1 protein-coding gene and 3 tRNA genes are annotated in these 1,606 nt (G+C 28.3%); all 4 read left to right on the top strand.

The window, feature by feature from the left end:
* Positions 1–29: 29 nt before the first annotated feature.
* A tRNA-Gln gene (locus tag AC07E4_RS12680) sits at positions 30–104 on the top strand.
* A gap of 3 nt (positions 105–107) precedes the next feature.
* Positions 108–183: transfer RNA gene (locus AC07E4_RS12675), tRNA-Lys, on the top strand.
* 6 nt (positions 184–189) lie between these two features.
* Positions 190–264 (top strand) — tRNA-Glu (locus tag AC07E4_RS12670).
* Positions 265–427: 163 nt separating this feature from the next.
* Complete coding sequence (locus AC07E4_RS12665) at positions 428–1,174, top strand: peptidylprolyl isomerase (RefSeq protein ID WP_034439846.1); 747 nt, start codon at positions 428–430, stop codon at positions 1,172–1,174.
* Positions 1,175–1,606 lie beyond the last annotated feature (432 nt).

Below are 1,606 nucleotides of genomic sequence, written 5' to 3'. Positions count from 1 at the left end.
AAAAAGTCTTTTAAAATAATTTAAGTAATTGGGATATCGCCAAGCGGTAAGGCACCAGACTTTGACTCTGGCATTCGTAGGTTCAAATCCTGCTATCCCAGCCATATGGTTCACTAGCTCAGTCGGTAGAGCACATGACTTTTAATCATGGTGTCCGGGGTTCGATTCCCCGGTGAGCCACCAACCTAAGGCTCCTTGGTCAAGCGGTTAAGACACCACCCTTTCACGGTGGTAACAGGGGTTCGATTCCCCTAGGAGTCACCATAGTCTTCATTTTATGAAGGCTTTTTTTTTGCTTTAAAATAATAAATGGAAGATTAGAACAATAAAGTCTTACATGAAAATTATGGCAAATAACATTTTGATTAATGTATGTAATATGTTATAATGAGTGATAAGTAGAGAATAAAATAAAAGGAGATAACTTATGGAAAATAAAGTACTAGCAATAGTTAATGGAAAAGAGATAACAGAAACAGATTTAGAATTTACTATATCAAGATTTCCACAACAAAATCAACAATATTTCAGATCAGAACAAGGAAGAGCTCAATTATTAGATCAAATTGTAAGTTATGAATTAGTTTATAATTTTGCAAAAGATTCAAAACTTGAAGAGGAAGAAACTTTTAAAAATCAATTAGAAGCAGTAAAGAAAGATTTATTAATACAAGCAGGAATAACAAAATCTTTTGAAAATGCTAAAGTTACAGAATCAGAAATAGAAGAGTTCTATAATAAAAACAAAGCTATGTTCCAAACAGAAGAAACAGTATCAGCAAAACATATACTAGTTGATTCAGAAGAAGAAGCAAAGAATATAGCAGAAGAAATAAAATCAGATAAAATAACATTTGAAGATGCAGCAAAAAAATACTCTAAATGTCCATCAAAAGAACAAGGTGGAAATTTAGGTGCATTTGAAAGAGGAAGAATGGTTCCTGAATTTGAAAAAGCTGCATTTGATTTAGATATAAATACAGTTAGTGAACCAGTAAAAACTCAATTTGGTTATCACATTATAAAAGTAGAAGAAAAAAATGAATCAGATGTAAAACCATTAGAAGAAGTTAAAGAAATGGTATCAGCTAACTTATTACAAGAAAAACAAAATAAAGAATTCTTAACTTTAGTTGAAAAGTTAAAAGAAACTTATCCAGTTGAAGTAAAATAGAAATAATAGAAAAGTTAGAGATATACATTGGAATATCTCTAACTTTTTTATTGTTTTAACAGGAAACATTACCTAGTGTGTCAATATATAATTTATTAAGTATTTATTAGAAAAATAAAGTATTATAATTATAATTCAAGTAAATAAAGTATATATAATAGAATAATAGATAATAATATAGATATAATAAATATCGTTGTCAGGAACACAAACGAAAAACTTGAAAAAATGTTTAAAAAAAAGTGTTGACAATATAAAATGTATTTGATACAATAATCAAGCAGTAACAAATACTGAAAAAAAACGAATTGGTCTTTGAAAATTAAACAGATAATATATAGGTAAAACCAGTTAATTCATTGAGATTCTAATCAATTAGAAGATCACATCGAAAGATGTAAAATTGACTATTATAGTCAGCAAACTTGAGAT

It is taken from the genome of Clostridium amazonense (genome assembly GCF_056431285.1).
Note: the sequence above shows the minus strand (reverse complement) of the source record. Positions and strands in the feature narration are given on the sequence as shown.

Bases quoted from the DNA above. Each gene is read 5' to 3' on its own strand.
- AC07E4_RS12665 (WP_034439846.1), top strand. From the start codon at position 428: ATGGAAAATAAAGTACTAGCAATAGTTAATGGAAAAGAGATAACAGAA.